Here is a 13,653-nt window from a genome sequence, read left to right on the forward strand (position 1 = left end):
ATAAACAATCAGAATCAGTACTATTCTCTAGAAATATACGTTTGAATATACTTTGGAGCGCGGTTCTCGAGTCCCCGCCGAGACCCCGCCGACGCGGTCGCGCGCGGCTGGACAGTGTTCCCCCGTTCAGTACGCTTATTATCCTCTCGCTCGGAGCGTCCACTACATGGCTGCTCAAGAGGCGGTTCCGGATCCGGCAGACTATCCGGACCCGAAGACGGCGGACCACGTCACGTACAACCCCTCGTTCGCGGAGTTACGCGAGCTGTCGGCGGACGAGGAGGTGACGACCGAGTACGGCTCGCCGTCGTACGTGAGCGACTACCGGTCGCGGAGCGCGGACGCGACGGCGAACGCCGTCGACGACGACTTCGGCGACGCGGACTACGACGTGTTCGCGCGCGGCGTCGAGTGGACCACCGACGCGGACAACGACGTGGTCTGCGTCGACCGGGTCGTCGGTCGACACCCGGAGACCTCGTACGTGTGTCGGCTGTTCCTCCCCGCGGAGTACGGTCGGATCGCGCTCTCGTGGGCGAAGCTCCTCGAACCGGCCGAGGGGCAGTCGCCGGACTTCGTCACGGTACAGCTGCCCGACGCGACCGACGAGCCGCGGATCCGGGTTCACCCGGATCGGGGGGTCACGACGGTCCTCGGCAGCGACTACACCGGCGAGGCGAAGAAGTCGTTCCTCCGGCTGTTCATGCACCGCGCGAAGCGACAGGGCGGGCTCGGCCTCCACGCGGGGAGCAAGCGGGTGACGCTCGCCGACCGGGACGGGACCCGCGAGGTCGGACAGGTGTTCCTCGGGCTCTCCGGCACCGGGAAGTCGACGCTGACCAGCCACGGCCTCTGGCTCGACGAGCCGGAGGGCGTCGAGATGATCCAAGACGACGTGTGCGCGCTCCTCCCCTCGGGGACCGTGTCCGGCAGCGAGGGGGGCGGCCTCTACGTGAAGACGATCGGCCTCGACGCGTCGGAACAGCCGGAGCTGCACCGCGCCGTGACCGACGAGAGCGCCGTCTTGGAGAACGTCGCCGTCGACGACGACGGCGCGGTCCACTTCGACGAGCCCCGGTACGGGGGCAACGCCCGGGCGACCATCCGGCGGGACCGGCTGGAGAGCTCCGCCGACGACATCGACTTAGAGCACGTCGATCAGGTCTTTTTCATCACCCGGAACCCGCTGATGCCGCCGGTCGCGCGCCTCGACCACGAACAGGCCGCGGTTGCGTTCATGCTCGGCGAGTCCGTCGAGACGAGCGCGGGCGACCCCTCGCGGGTCGGCGAGTCGCTTCGGGTCGTCGGCACCAATCCCTTCATCGTGGGGCCGGAGGGCGAGGAGGGCAACCGGTTCCGGGACCTCATCGCCGACCTCGACGTCGAGTGCTACGTCATCAACACGGGCGCCGTCGGCACCGACGACCCCGTCAAGGTCGGGGTCAAGGAGACGGTCGCGATCCTCGAGGGCGTCGCGCGCGGCACCGTCGAGTGGACCGACGACGACGCGCTCGGGCTCACGGTCCCGTCGTCGGTGCCCGGGATCGACGTCGACCGGTTCGCGGTCGCCGACCGCGTCGCGGACTTCGACGAGGCGCAGGCGGCGCTCCGCGACGAGCGCCGCGAGTACCTCGCCCGGTTCGACGAGCTCGACGAGGAGATCGTGGACGCGACGTACTAGCCGGGCGTTCGAGCGGCCGTCTCGCAGAGGATCGTTGAAGCGTCAGGGTGGAAGCCGGCGCGTCAACTGGACCGCGGTACTCAGACCGACGACGGTGCGTCAACTGGACCGCGGTACTCAGACCGACGACGGTGCGTCAACTGGACCGCGGTACGTCAGTCCGCACCGTGTCGAAGCGTCTGGCCGCAGTTACGGCAGACGAGCGAGCCGTGGTCTCTCGCGACTGTCTCTCCACATCGGGTGCATGTCGAACGCATACGTGACCCCTAGTTCGACGTTCATATAACTCTTACTCGTCGATTGTCGATTTCGAGAGGCAGACCGCCGGGCTCAGTCGTCGGTCGCGGCGTCCGGTCGGTACCCGCGGCTGGGATGGCGAAGCTGAACAGGCCGCCGGCGAAACCGACCCATGCGAACCCTTCGCGACGCCGGCGCCGTCCCGGGCGCCCCCGACGAGTAGCGAGCCGAGCGAACCGAATCAGCGGTCACGCGAAGTCCGGGCCGTCCACGTCGGCGTCGGCCGCCTTCCGCCAGGCGTGGTCGGGCGTCCACCCGAGGTCGCGCTCGGCCTTCGCGGTGGTGAACGCCGACGCGTCGCCCTCGGTGTCGCAGGGCGGCGTCTCTTCGAACAGCGCGTCGAACAGCCGCTCTGTGTCGACGCCGAGGTAGTTCTCCGCGGCGTGACAGAGGTACGCCTCGTGGCCGTCGACGTCGGCCGCGAGCGCCGCCGTTACCATCGACGCGAGGTCGCGGACGTCGATGTACGACCAGAAGTTCCCGATGCCGCCCTCGGGCGGCGCGTCCGTCGATCGGGCCGCCAGCTCGTCGATGTCGAACGCCTCGCGGTTCCGCTCGGTCAGGTAGTCGCCGGGGTACTGCACCCACGACGGCCGGACGGAGACGACCGAGACGCCGTGTCTGCGCGCGGTCGCTCGGGCGACCGCCTCGCCCGCCTCCTTCGATGCGCCGTACGGGTCCGCCGGCCGGAGGGGGTGCGCCTCGTCGACCGGGACGTAGTCGGGCGCGAGGACGCGGTCGGCGAACGGGAACCCGTAGGCGGACTCCGAGCTCGCCCACACCACGTCGGCGCCCGCGCTCCCCGCCGCGTGCAGGACGTTGTACGCGCTCTCCGTGTTGTTCGTGAAGACGCGGGAGCCGGCGTGACCGGTCGGGTCGGGGATCGCGGCGAGGTGGACGACCGCGTCGGGGTCCGCGCCCGCGATCAGTTCGGCGGTCTCTCCCTGGTCGCGCAGGTCGACCTCGAAGAACGACGCGCCGTCGGGCCCGCCCGCGGCGGGGAGGCGCTGATCGAGGCCGACCACGTCGCGTCCCTCCGCGACGAGCCGGTCGACGACCCACCGTCCGACGCCGCCGAGCGCGCCCGTGACGACGACTGTCGACTGTGTCGTGCTCATGGCCCCTCAGACGGAATCCGGCTTAATGAAACGCGGGGGACCGGGGTCAGTACGCGTCGGCCGCCGCGAGCGCCTCCGCGTCGTCGAGGGCCCAGTCGTCGAGGTACCGCTCCTCCGCGGCGACGAGCTCGGCGAACAGCTCGCGGGCCGCCTCGGTCTGGAGCGTCCGGACCTGCGGGTCGAGCAGGAACGCCTGAAACGCGCGGTCGACGTCGCCGTCGCGGGACGCCTCGATCACCGTCTCGATGGTGTCGACGTGCGTGGACAAAAGCGACCGGACGGGCCGCGGGAACCCGCCCGCGCTCAGGGGGCGGAGCTCGCCGTCCTCGGTCAGGATCCGGTCGGCGTTCACGGAGCCGAGCTGCGCTGCCTTCTCCGCGACCGTCATCCGGTCGAGGAGCTCGTCGACGCGTCGTTCGGTCGGCGTCCCGGAGACACCGCCGTCTGGACCAGTTCGCATCATCGGACCCCTCTCGATCCCAGTTATTAATGATTCGGGTGTCGGCGCGCGGTCGCCGGTGCTTCGGGTGTCGCGGCGCGGGGCGTCAGCACCGTCCCGGCGGCGAGCACGTCGTTCTCAGCCTCAGAACGATTTTCCCGATCGCCCGGTCAGCGGAGCGCCGAACCGGCGCGTTCGAACAGCTCTCGCTCCGGAATTGGGTCGCTTCGCGGAGATATTTCAACATTCTGACCGATGAAGTTCTATTCTGTAATGGAGAACGAACGCGACGGGAGACGATCCGGCTCGGAGACGGCACCGGTCGGGAGATCCGCCGTCTCGGCCGAAGGCGACCGCCACAGTATCTTTAAATAGCCCCGCCGGGAGGTGTCCGTCATGGACGATCGAGCCGAGCCGCCGGCGTACCGGCGGGAAAGCGCGCCGACGGACGAGCGGATCGACGACCTCCTCGGCCGGATGACGCTGCCGGAGAAGGCCGGACAGGTGACCGGGACGTGGGCGGGGACGCTCCGGGAGACGCACGACCTCGACGACGTGAAGGCGGCGATCGACGACCGACACCTCGGCTTCGCGGCCCCGTTCGGCTGGGGCGGGGCGCTCGCGACGACGCCCGAGGACGCGGTGGCAGCGGTCGAGGAACTGCAGACGTACGCCCGCGAGGAGACGCGGCTGGGGGTCCCGCTTTTATTCAGCGTCGACGCGGTTCACGGACACGCCTACGTCTCCGGCGCGACGGTGTTCCCGAACGGGCTCGGGGCGGCGGCGACGTGGGATCCGGAAGGGATCGAGGCCGCGGCCGCGGTGACGGCGCGGGAGGTCCGCGCGACGGGCGCCCACCAGAACTACGGCCCGACGGTCGACGTGGGACGCGACCCGCGATGGGGGCGCGTCTTCGAGACGTTCGGCGAGAGCCCGCACCTGGTGGGCGAGCTCGCGGCCGCGAAGGTCCGGGGGTATCAGGGCGAGGGCCCGGGCGACTCCGCCGCCCCCTCCGATCCCGACCGGGTCGTCGCGACGGCCAAGCACTTCCCGGCGTACGGGGAGCCCGAGCGCGGCGAGGACGCCTCGCCCGTCGACGTCTCCGAGTACAAGCTCCGAAACACGTTCGTCCGCCCGTTCGAGCGCGCCCTCGACGCGGGCGTCGCGTCGGTGATGCCGTCGTACAACTCGATCGACGGCGAGCCCTCGCACGGATCCGCGGCGTTCCTCGACCGACTGCTCCGCGAGGAGCTGGGGTTCGAGGGGCACGTCGTCTCCGACTGGAACGGGATCCGGCACCTCCACGAGGACCACCGCACCGCCGCCGACCACGCCGACGGCGTCCGACAGGCACGGGAGGCAGGCGTCGACGTGGCCTCCGTGGGCCACGCGCCCCACGCCGACCGCGTCGTCGAGCTCGTCGAAGCCGGCGACCTTGACGAGGCAACGCTCGATCGGGCAGTCCGTCGGGTCCTCCGGCTGAAGTTCGGCCTCGGGCTGTTCGACGAGGGTCCGGACGAGATCGTCGACGAGGACGAGGCCGCTGAGACGCTTGGCGCGCCGGCCCACCGCGAGCGGGCCCGCGAGACCGCCCGAGACAGCATGACGCTGCTGGAGAACGACGGGCTGTTGCCGCTCGCCGGCGACGAAGACGTGTTCGTGGGCGGCCCGAACGCCGACGACCTCGTCGATCAGCTCGGCGGCTGGAGCGTCGCGCGCGACGAGGGGCTTCCGGGGAAGACGATCCGAGAGGCCGTCGCCGACGCGACCGCCGGCGAGGTGACGTACGCGCCCGGGACGACGCTCGACGAGGCGGCCGACGTCGACGCGGCCGTCGAGGCGGCGCGCGAGGCGGACGTGGCCGTGCTTGCGCTCGGCGAGGGGTGGTACATCCACGAGTTCGGGCCGGAGGCGCAGGCCGGGACCGAGACGGGCAACTGGCCGACGAGGGGCGACCTCAGGCTCCCGGAGGCGCAGCGGGAGCTCGTCCGCCGGGTGCACGAGACGGGGACGCCGGTCGTCGGCGTCCTCGTGACCGGTCGACCCCTGATCGTCGACTGGATGGCCGAGCACGTGCCGGCGATCCTCATGGCCTACTTCCCCGGCACTGAGGGGGGCGTCGCGGTCGCGGAGACGCTGTTCGGGGAGAACGATCCGAGCGGTCGGCTGCCGATCTCGGTGCCGCGCGACGAGGGCGACCTCCCGCAACACCACGACGCGCTCGCGCACCCCACCCCCATCGGCGCGGACGAGCATCCCGACTCGTACGACCCGCTGTTCGAGTTCGGCCACGGGCTCAGCTACGCCGACTTCGAGACGGCGGACCTGAGCGCGAGCGTCGAGCCGGCGACGGCCGGGTCACCGGCGAGCGACGACGAAGGTGTGGGAGACGCCGCCCCCGCGGACCGGACGGTTCGGGTCTCGGTCGCGGTGTCCAACGTCGGCGACCGCGCCGGGACGGAGACGGTACAGGTGTACGCCCGACAGCGACACGCGTCCCGCGTGCGCCCGGTCCGGTCGCTCGTCGGGTTCGAGCGCGTGACCCTCGATCCGGGCGAGACCGGGCGCGTCGAGGTGTCGGTGCCGGCCGAGCGACTCGGCTTCTACAAGCCGCGGGAGGGGCACGTCGTGGAGTCCGGGATCTATCGGATCGACGTCGACGGGGCGTCGACGACTCTCGACCTGTAACGGCCCGGTCTGCGATCGCCGTCGCTGTTCTGACATCGGAAACGCGGAGACGGGGGCGTTACAGGAGTATTGGTGTAATGAAACAGATCCGGACGCTCCGAACCCGTGGAGAGCGAGAAGGGAACTGCAGAGGCTCCGGGCGAGTCGGCCGCGGCCGGCCGATCAGTCGATCTGTTCGACGTAGGCGTACTCCTCGGGGAGCGCGGCGGCGTCCTCGGGCAGGAGCGCGGCGACGAGGTAGTCCGCGTGCGTCCGGAAGTAGTCGACGACGCGCGCGATCCGGTCCGAGTCGATCGCCTCGAGCGAGTCGAGCAGGACGAACGGGACCGTCTCGTAGACGTCGTGGACCAGGTACCCCGCGAGCGCGAACACGAGGCCCGTCACCTCCCGTTCGCTCTCCGAGAGGTGGTCGACCGTGTCCTCGTAGGCCGTCCCGTCGGGCGACGAGCGAATGATGTGGAGATCGAACCGGGTCCGCGTGACCTTGCGACGCCCCTCTCGCACCTCGGTCTCGCGGCGCTCGATCCAGATCCGATCGAGGTTGTCGTACTCCAAGATGTCGAGGACCGTCTCCATGTGGTCGTTGAACTCCTCGACGGCGTCCTCCTCGATGCGGTCGACGCGCGTCCGCAGCTCCGTCAGCCGGTCCGCGAGCTCCTCGCGTTCCGCCTGCAGGTCCTCGCGGCGCTCGATCGCGGCCTCGCGCTCGTCGATCTCGTCGTCGATCTCGTCGATCTCGTCTTCGAGCCGCTCGATCCGCAGCTCGATCCCGTTGGCCTCGCGGTGGAGCTCTAACGCCTCGTCGTAGCCGTCGACGTCGATCGACTCGGCCTCCTCCTCCAGCTCCTCGATCTCCGCTTCCTTCGACTCGATCCGATCCTCGAGGTCCGCGATCCGCGACTCGGTCGACTCGATCTCCGTCCCGACCGCGTCGAGCCGCTCCTCGGCGCGCTCGATCTCGCGTCGGGCCTGTTTGATCGACGACTGCTTGTCGGTGAGCTCCTGGATCTCGGCGCGGATCTCGTTGCGCTCGTCGAGCTTGTCCGACCGGAGCTCCCGGAGCCGGTCGAGGGTCGCCTCGATCTGGTCGGTCTCGACCTCGGACCCGCAGGTCCAACAGACCGTCTGGTCGCCCGCGGTCAGCGCGTCGGTCGGGTCGTCGCCGGGCGTCCCCTCGTCGATGTCGATCCCCGAGCCGCTCACCATGTCCTCGTTGAAACCGATGACGCTCCCGAGCTCGTTGACCTCGTCGTCGAGGGAGCGCTTCCGCCGGCGGAGCTCGTCGATCCGACCGGCGAGCCGGTCCGCGTTCTCGTCGGGCTCTTCTGCCTCCTCGACGGTCTCTTGGAGCTCCTCGCGCTCCGCCTTCAGCTCCGCGAGCGTCGAGCGCTCGGTCTCGAGGTCGAACTCCAGGTCGTCGAGGGCGGACCGGGCGTCGCGCACCCGCTGGAACGCCTCCTCCATCTCCTCTTTGCGCGTGCGGCTCTCCTCGACGCCGGCGTCGAGCTCGTCGAGCTCCTCTCGGACCGACTCCAGCTCTTCTTGCGCTTCTTCCAGCTCCTCGAGCTTCTCGCGGCGGTCCGCCTCGAGGTCGGGGAGGTCGCGTTCGAGGCTGTCGAGCGTCTCGATCTCGGACTCCAGCTCGTCGCGTTCGCGCTTGCACTCGCGGATCTCCGCGTCGATCGCGTCGGTGTCGATCGGGCGCATGATGATCTCGCGGAGGTCGTCGCCGCGGGCCACCGCCCGCCGCGCCTCGTTGTCCTCAAGCAGGAACGCGAACAGGTCGGCAAGCTCCGGGTCGTCGAGGTACGGATCGCCGCCGAAGGCGACGGAGTCGCCGCGGCGCTGCAGCGTCCGCGTGTACGTCTCGTCGCCGAGTTCGAGCGTCACCTCCCCCTCCTCGGCGTCGCCCTTCAGGGAGCTCTGACGGCTGCCGAGCCCGGCCATCAGCGCCTGCAGGAAAGAGGTCCGATTCGTCGCGTTTCGCCCGGTCAAGATCGAGACGCCGTCGGGAAGCGTCACCGACGCCTCGTCGATACCGCCGATGTTTCGAACATCGACGCGGACGGCGGGTTTCGAGATCTGAGCCATCGATATGGTTCGAGAAGGGTGGTCAGAGTGTTAAGTGTATCCTTCCCTCACGAGTCGCGGTATTTCGAATCGAGCGCGTCTGCGTCGCTCCGCCGAACCGAAGTCGCTCCCGATCGAACGATACCGCCTCCGCGAATAGATACTATTTCTGATGTGTTAGAACTAACATAAGACCAGACAAATATTCTCCGACGGAGCCGATCCATCGGTCCGACGGGGTGTCGAAGCGATCTCTCGAAGCGCTCACGGGTCCCGTCAATCACGGCGGTGAAGGCGTTCGACGTTTCACTCGGGGCGTATTCGTCCTCTGTCGGCGGAGAGCGGATTCGGCCACTGGTCACAACTCCCTCCGTGTGGGCGTCGGTACGAGGGTCGAAAACGTATCACATCCTCTCACGGAAGACGGGTTCCACGCCGTCCCGGTTTCCACGCTCGCCGCGAGCGTCGCCTTTCGTCCGCAGTAAACCGATTGGTGAGGACCGACGACGGGAGCTGCCGGCGTTGTTGAGCGCCGTCTTCGCCGACTCTCTCGCCGATCGCGGCGCCGTTCGGACTTCGATCGATCCCCTGCGGTCGATCCCGCTCCGGGACGAACTGCGAACTCTGTGTCAGGCCCATTATATATCAAAATAAGATATAATATTGGAAACAGAGAGGACGGAAAACGGATCGGGTTCACGAGCAACCGCAGCGGTTTCCCGATTTTCCCGGACTTCCGCGTCAACACGGGAGGACCGTCGGCGAGCGATCCGAACCGCTTCCTTCCCTCGCGTCTCACGTTCGGACATGGACCGTTTCCAGAACACGGGACAGCCGGACTGGGACTGGTGGGGTCGGGTGTGGCCGACGCCGGGCGCCACCCTCCGGCGGCTGGGGCTCTCGCCCGGGGACCGCGTCGTCGAGATCGGCAGCGGGAACGGCTACTTCGCGCTGCCCGCCGCGCGGATCGCCGACCCGGCGACGGCCTACGCCGTCGACGTCGACGGGTCGCTGCTCGCCGAGCTCGACGCGCTCGCGGCGGACCAAGGGATCGACAACGTCGCGACCGTCGAGGGGGACGCGCGGGTCCTCCCGGAGCTGCTCCCCGAGCCCGCGGAGTTCGCGCTGCTCGCGAACGCGTTCCACGGGATCGGGGACCGCGCCGCGTTCGTCGAGGGGGTCGCCGACGCGCTGGCTTCCGACGGCCGGTTCGTCGTGGTGAACTGGCGCGACCTACCGCGCGAGGAGACGACGATCGGCGGCGAGCCGCGGGGGCCGCCCACCGAGCTGCGGCTTCCGTCGGAGGCGACACGGCGAGCCGTGGAGGAGGCGAGCGACCTGCGTCTCGTCCGGGAGGTCGACCTCCCGCCGTACCACTACGGGCTCGTCTTCGAGCGCTGAGAGCGCGGAGAGAGGAGGAAAGTCAGTCCAGCGCCGCCAGCGCCTCCGCCGCCTCGCGCGCCGCCTGCAGGTGGTCGCGGGCGCGCCGAGGGTCGTCCGTCTCCTCGGCCGCGCGGGCGAACCGGGTCAGCGTCCGCGTCAGCGACGCGCGGGCGTCGGCGACGGTTCCCGAGTCGGCAGGCTCGGCCGGCGGCGTCGCGCTCGCCCCGTCGCGCGGCGCCTCGGCGGTCGACGGGGACGAGGCCGCGTTCGAGGCGGCGGCGTTCCGATCCGTCGCGTTCCGACTCGCGTTCGGGGAGGTCGCCTGTCCCGCAGTCGGAGACCCCGACGCGTCTCGGTCTTCTCCCTGCGACGGGCGCTCGTCGCTGTCCCGGGTCTTCACGACCTTCCGCGGCGCGTTCCCCGCCCCTTCCAGGTCCGCGGCCTGGGCGCCCCCCGGGGAGTTGCCGCGCGCGCCTTTGCCCTGCACGCCCTTACCCTGCGTGTCCTTGCCCTGCGCACCCTCACCCGATCCGGTCGCCTGACACGTCGGGCAGAACTCCTGTCCGTCGTGGCGGAAGATGGGGTCGCCGCAGTCGTCGCAGTGGCGGTTCGTCATCGTCGCGCCCTGCAACAGCAGCTCGGACATCCGCTGAGTGTGTTCGCGCTTCTGTTCGTCCTCCGCGAACTTCTCGCGGAGCTTCTCGCGTTCGGCCTCCTTGTCGAACCCGTCGCTCATATGCGGATGAACGTGGTTCACGAGCAAAAGTCCGGTGGGCTCGGGACGGGAGCGGAGCAGGGGTGTCGGGGCGTCTCGGACGACCCTACTCCTCGGTCTTCGTCCGGTCGTCGGGGTCGAGCTCGCCGCGGTGGATCTTCGAGCCGTCCTGCGCGACCTGTCGACCGAGCACCGCGCACTTCACGCGCATCGGGGAGATGTCGACGCCGAGCATCTCGGTGATGTCGTCGGTGTCGAGCTCCTCGAGCTCCTCGATCGACATCCCGTGGAGCCGCTCGGAGAGCATGCTCGCCGAGGCCATCGAGATGGCGCAGCCGTCGCCGGTGAACCGCACCGCCTCGATCTCCTCTTCCGCGTCGTCGAGGGCGACCTGCATCCGGATCGTGTCGCCGCAGGAGGGATTCTCGCCGACGTGCGTGAAGTCGGGGTCCTCGAGCTCCCCGTAGTTGCGCGGATTCTTGTAGTGGTCGAGGATCTGCTGTCGGTACATGTCCGAGCCCAGTCCCATATCGCTCTCAGGTAGGCCGGTGCGAGTCAAAAGGGTTCCGTCGCTCGCGACGCGTCGAGCCGGCGACGAGAGACCGGTGACTACTCTTCCGATTGAGACGCTTTCACGGACGAGCTCGGCCTGTCCGGTGAGACCGTGGTCGCGGTGCGACTGGCCCGGGACCCGTCGCCGACGAGCCCGCCGAGCCGCTCGAGGATCCGGTCGTACTGGCCGCGCTCCGGCCGCTTCGGGAAGTAGGCGTCCGCACCGGCCGCGAGCGTTCGCGCCTCCGTCTCCCGCTCGCGGCACGTGGTGTGGAACACGACCGGAACGTCGATGCCCCGCCCCCGGATCCGGTCGACCAGATCGACGCCGGAGCCGTCCGGAAGCCGCTGTTCGGTTACGACGCAGTCGGCCGCGTCGACCGCGCCGAGCGCCGCTTCCATCCCGTCGACCGATCGAACCGCGAACCCGTCGGCGAAGCGCTCCGCGAACGTCGTCAGCAGCTCGGCGGAGCGCGCGTCGGGCTCGACGTGAAGGATAACGACGGGACCGCCGTCTTCCCCGGAGCCGCCGTCGGCGGCGACGGGGGTGTCCGTTTCGACGGGGGTGTCACTTTGGGCGTCCGACGCGGTGGAAGGACGTGTGGAATTCGTCATAGGCTGGTGATACCGGCGCAACGCCGTCGGAAACTATCGGAGGAGGTGCTCTGGGAACGGTCGTCACCGTTCGTCACCCGCGATCGGTTCGTTACCCGCGATCGGTTCGTCATGATGATTCGGCCATCGGGCCCCGTACACGTATAAGAAGAAGATACTCAGCCCGAATTTGGGCGGATTAAGCCGGTTTAACCGTCGAGTGTCGCCGTCGTGTAGAGTCGTCAGCAACCAGCCGCCGTCCGACGGTTTCGGCGCGCCCTCGCGGAGCCGAGAGACGGATCGCAGAGCGAGGCTCGGAGATCGCCGCGATGCGGCGTCAGGCGAACAGGTCGCGCGCCTCGCCGACGGCCTCGACCAGCGCGTCGACCTCCTCGACGGTGTTGTAGAGGTAGAAGGAGGCGCGCGCGGAGGCCGCGACGCCGAGCTCGTCGTGGAGCGGCTGGGTGCAGTGGTCGCCCGCGCGGATCGCCACCCCGTAGTCGTTGAGGATGCTGGAGAGGTCGTGGGCGTGGACGCCCTCGACGTTGAACGCGACGAGCCCGCCGCGGTCGTGGCCCGGCGGCCCGTAGATCTCCACGCCGCCGAGGTCGGTCAGCTCGTCGTAGGCGTACTCGGCAAGCAGGTCCTCGTGGGCCTGCACGTTCTCCATGCCGATCTCCTCGAGGTACTCGATCGCGGCGGCAAAGGCGATCCCCTGCGCGATCGACGGCGTGCCGGCCTCGAACTTCCACGGGAGGTCCTCCCACGTGGAGTCCTCGAAGGAGACGCGCCGGATCATGTCGCCGCCGTAGAGGTACGGCTGCATCTCCGCCAAGATCTCCTCGCGGCCGTACAGCGCCCCGATGCCGGTCGGCCCGCACATCTTGTGCGCCGAGAAGGCGAGGAAGTCGACGCCGAGGTCCTCGACGTCGACCGGCCGGGTCGGCACCGACTGCGCGCCGTCGGCGAAGACGTACGCGTCGTGGTCGTGGGCCATCGCCGCGATCTCCGGGATCGGGTTGACGGTGCCCAGCGTGTTCGAGACGTGGACGACCGACACCATCCGCGTGTCGTCGTCGATGCACTCGGCGGCGTGCTCCATGTCGAGCCGCCCCTCGTCGGTCACCTCGATGAACCGCACGTCCGCCCCCGTCTTCTTGCCGATCTGCTGCCACGTGACCAGCGACGCGTGGTGTTCCATCTGCGTGAGGACGACGTTGTCCTCGGGGCCGAGCTCGTCGAGCCCCCACGCGTAGGCGACGAGGTTCATCGCCTCCGTGGTGTTCTTCGTGAAGACGATCTCCTCGCGGCCCGACGCGCCGACGAAGTCGGCGACGGTGTCGTGGGCCTGCTCGTAGGCGACGGACGCCTCCTGGCTCAGCTGGTGGATCCCGCGATGGACGTTGGCGTTGTAGCCGCGGTAGTAGTCCGCGATCGTGTCGACGACCGGGTCCGGCGTGTGCGAGGTCGCCGCGCTGTCGAGGTAGACGAGCGGGGTGTCGTCGCCCGGCCCCTCGCCCGGCGTCTCCGGATCGCCGCCGACCAACCGATCGAGGATCGGGAAGTCGGCGCGGACGGCCTCGACGTCGAACGGGTACTGTTCCTGAACTCCCATTACCCGGATCTGGGGCCCGAGCACTAACACACCTTCGGTCCGGTACGTGTTGCCAGTGTCTCGGAGGAGAGTCGGTGACCCCCGGCGCTGGTTCGAAGTTATACCCTCTGTCACGATCTCTGGTACAAGAGAGTACGTTTCGTGCGTTCTGCGAAATACGAGGAACAGCGTTCCCGGTTGTGTCAAAATGTTATGCGGCAGATATCATCGTCTGAAACAGCCGATCGATGAGACCTGCTTCTTGATCGATAGCGGGAGTGAGTCCCGCAAATCGGTGGGGACGATACGGTATTTAAATAGCTGTGAGCGACAGGGATGATCGCTTATAAAGGACGCCGCGGTGGCGTGCGCCTCCGAGCGGGCCAAAGGTCCGCGAGGAGACCGCACGAGGGAGTCGGCGGCGACCAACGGGAGCCGCCGACGAGGCTGGGGAGGCGTGAGGCTGCGGTTGCTGTGCGGGGTGGGGATCAAAGGGGCAGGCGTGAGGCGCCCAGAGGCGAT

At 69.0% G+C, this 13,653-nt stretch carries 10 protein-coding genes; 3 read left to right on the forward strand and 7 right to left on the reverse strand.

Annotated features, from left to right (window positions below; all coding sequences use genetic code 11):
• Positions 1-166 precede the first annotated feature (166 nt).
• Complete coding sequence (locus tag CK500_RS12460) at positions 167-1,681, forward strand: phosphoenolpyruvate carboxykinase (ATP) (protein WP_095637542.1); 1,515 nt, start codon at positions 167-169, stop codon at positions 1,679-1,681.
• Between the two features lie 485 nt (positions 1,682-2,166).
• On the opposite strand, the gene CK500_RS12465 is transcribed toward CK500_RS12460, so the two are convergent.
• On the reverse strand, positions 2,167-3,096 hold the full coding sequence (locus CK500_RS12465; protein ID WP_095637543.1) for an NAD-dependent epimerase/dehydratase family protein: 930 nt from the start codon (positions 3,094-3,096) through the stop codon (positions 2,167-2,169).
• A 46-nt stretch (positions 3,097-3,142) separates the two neighbouring features.
• Entirely contained in the window at positions 3,143-3,556 is a 414-nt protein-coding gene (locus tag CK500_RS12470; protein WP_233139169.1) for a family 4 glycosyl hydrolase, read from the reverse strand.
• Positions 3,557-3,931: 375 nt separating this feature from the next.
• Between CK500_RS12470 and CK500_RS12475 the strand changes: the two genes are divergently transcribed.
• The gene (locus CK500_RS12475) at positions 3,932-6,223 is read left to right on the forward strand and encodes a glycoside hydrolase family 3 N-terminal domain-containing protein (RefSeq protein ID WP_095637544.1); all 2,292 of its coding nucleotides are present in this window, start codon (positions 3,932-3,934) and stop codon (positions 6,221-6,223) included.
• A gap of 162 nt (positions 6,224-6,385) precedes the next feature.
• Here the strand turns inward: CK500_RS12475 and CK500_RS12480 are convergent, their stop codons facing one another.
• Positions 6,386-8,314, reverse strand: coding sequence for an archaea-specific SMC-related protein (locus CK500_RS12480; protein WP_095637545.1), 1,929 nt, complete (start codon positions 8,312-8,314; stop codon positions 6,386-6,388).
• A gap of 786 nt (positions 8,315-9,100) precedes the next feature.
• Between CK500_RS12480 and CK500_RS12485 the strand changes: the two genes are divergently transcribed.
• Complete coding sequence (locus CK500_RS12485; protein ID WP_095637546.1) at positions 9,101-9,694, forward strand: class I SAM-dependent methyltransferase; 594 nt, start codon at positions 9,101-9,103, stop codon at positions 9,692-9,694.
• A 22-nt stretch (positions 9,695-9,716) separates the two neighbouring features.
• Here CK500_RS12485 and CK500_RS12490 read toward each other — a convergent pair whose 3' ends face one another.
• The 4 genes from CK500_RS12490 to CK500_RS12505 form a co-directional block, all read right to left on the reverse strand.
• Entirely contained in the window at positions 9,717-10,412 is a 696-nt protein-coding gene (locus CK500_RS12490) for an Sjogren's syndrome/scleroderma autoantigen 1 family protein (RefSeq protein ID WP_095637547.1), read from the reverse strand.
• Between the two features lie 85 nt (positions 10,413-10,497).
• Positions 10,498-10,920 carry a Fe-S cluster assembly sulfur transfer protein SufU gene (sufU, locus tag CK500_RS12495; protein ID WP_095637548.1) on the reverse strand — a complete coding sequence of 141 codons (423 nt, stop codon included), beginning with the start codon at positions 10,918-10,920 and terminating at the stop codon, positions 10,498-10,500.
• Between the two features lie 80 nt (positions 10,921-11,000).
• Positions 11,001-11,558, reverse strand: coding sequence for a response regulator (locus CK500_RS12500; RefSeq protein ID WP_095637549.1), 558 nt, complete (start codon positions 11,556-11,558; stop codon positions 11,001-11,003).
• A 316-nt stretch (positions 11,559-11,874) separates the two neighbouring features.
• Complete coding sequence (locus tag CK500_RS12505; protein ID WP_095637550.1) at positions 11,875-13,152, reverse strand: aminotransferase class V-fold PLP-dependent enzyme; 1,278 nt, start codon at positions 13,150-13,152, stop codon at positions 11,875-11,877.
• Positions 13,153-13,653 lie beyond the last annotated feature (501 nt).

The sequence above is a fragment of the Halorubrum salipaludis genome, assembly GCF_002286985.1.
Lineage (GTDB): Archaea > Halobacteriota > Halobacteria > Halobacteriales > Haloferacaceae > Halorubrum > Halorubrum salipaludis.

Bases quoted from the DNA above. Each gene is read 5' to 3' on its own strand.
- CK500_RS12500 (WP_095637549.1), bottom strand. From the start codon at position 11,558: ATGACGAATTCCACACGTCCTTCCACCGCGTCGGACGCCCAAAGTGAC.
- sufU (WP_095637548.1), bottom strand. From the start codon at position 10,920: ATGGGACTGGGCTCGGACATGTACCGACAGCAGATCCTCGACCACTAC.
- CK500_RS12480 (WP_095637545.1), bottom strand. From the start codon at position 8,314: ATGGCTCAGATCTCGAAACCCGCCGTCCGCGTCGATGTTCGAAACATC.
- CK500_RS12470 (WP_233139169.1), bottom strand. From the start codon at position 3,556: ATGCGAACTGGTCCAGACGGCGGTGTCTCCGGGACGCCGACCGAACGA.
- CK500_RS12460 (WP_095637542.1), top strand. From the start codon at position 167: ATGGCTGCTCAAGAGGCGGTTCCGGATCCGGCAGACTATCCGGACCCG.
- CK500_RS12465 (WP_095637543.1), bottom strand. From the start codon at position 3,096: ATGAGCACGACACAGTCGACAGTCGTCGTCACGGGCGCGCTCGGCGGC.
- CK500_RS12475 (WP_095637544.1), top strand. From the start codon at position 3,932: ATGGACGATCGAGCCGAGCCGCCGGCGTACCGGCGGGAAAGCGCGCCG.
- CK500_RS12485 (WP_095637546.1), top strand. From the start codon at position 9,101: ATGGACCGTTTCCAGAACACGGGACAGCCGGACTGGGACTGGTGGGGT.
- CK500_RS12490 (WP_095637547.1), bottom strand. From the start codon at position 10,412: ATGAGCGACGGGTTCGACAAGGAGGCCGAACGCGAGAAGCTCCGCGAG.
- CK500_RS12505 (WP_095637550.1), bottom strand. From the start codon at position 13,152: ATGGGAGTTCAGGAACAGTACCCGTTCGACGTCGAGGCCGTCCGCGCC.